Here is a 963-nt window from a genome sequence, read left to right on the forward strand (position 1 = left end):
TATTAAAGGCTGATCTTTCAGGTAACTGAATCCGATCAATAGCTGGTGCATAAAAGGCTTGATTACCGCCAAAGCTGACTGGAACTTTCCAGCTCTTGAGTGCAGCTTCTGCATTTTCTAGCCTTTCTGGCTCTGGCTTTACTTGATAGCCGGCCTGGAATTTACGCAGCTTGATCAACYCCTCAAGCTTTTTAATTCCTTCTGGGGTGGYCCCTTCTAGATCATTGGCATTAAATACAGCAGTGGGYTTAAAGGCCATCCATTCTTTTGTGGTGGGATCAGCTTTGCTGCCATCAGCTAAGGCAGCGCCTTCTTCTACATAACGGTTTAATTGCGGGCGCACGATATAAGCGCATTTAGAACCTTTCTTWGRRGTRATYCCMAGCTTTTTCGCTTCYSCRWAKCCGCACCAATAGGGCATTGCTGAACCACGGAYRTGCATGCCGATCGTGAGCAAGATCACATTGGAGCCTCGATATTGATGGCCGCTTAAAAGATTTACATGATGCCCTGAACAGCCATCWTCTGCCCAAGGTTTACGCCAAGGCGCGATACCTGCCTCCATTAATTCAACTAAACCAGCAACGATCTTTTCTTCTGGCGTGGGACCATYAAACTTTTTCTTGGCAGTAGACATTTGCGAGGAAACGCAGGACTGCATTGGCATCTGCGGCGAGGACAAGGGCCGGCCAAATAGCTACATACAAATTGTTCCCACAGCTATYCAGTTTGTTGCGGTGGGCCGGCTTGCGTTGCCCTTTTCCCGCCGCAGACAATGCAGAAACCTGCGTGACTAATAAACAACAAAGACCCAAGGGCCAAGACCCAAAGGGCCAAGACCCAAGGGTCAACCCTGCGGCAACAGTTCRTAGCGCCTACCCCGCAGCCGATGTCAGTTCTCTACATCCCATTGCCGGCAGTTCTTTTGCTCTTTTGTTTCTGGGCCATTTAGACCTAAAGGGT

General features: G+C 49.2%; 2 protein-coding genes. One reads left to right on the plus strand and one right to left on the minus strand.

The window, feature by feature from the left end:
- The coding region (locus tag C7K08_RS17010) for an ArdC-like ssDNA-binding domain-containing protein (protein ID WP_133165334.1) at positions 1–667 on the minus strand (667 nt) is incomplete at its 3' end.
- Between the two features lie 80 nt (positions 668–747).
- On the opposite strand from C7K08_RS17010, the gene C7K08_RS16245 reads away from it, so the two are divergent.
- The coding region (locus C7K08_RS16245) for a hypothetical protein (RefSeq protein WP_206603892.1) at positions 748–963 on the plus strand (216 nt) is incomplete at its 3' end.

The sequence above is a fragment of the Synechococcus lacustris str. Tous genome (genome assembly GCF_003011125.1).
Lineage (GTDB): Bacteria > Cyanobacteriota > Cyanobacteriia > PCC-6307 > Cyanobiaceae > Synechococcus_D > Synechococcus_D lacustris.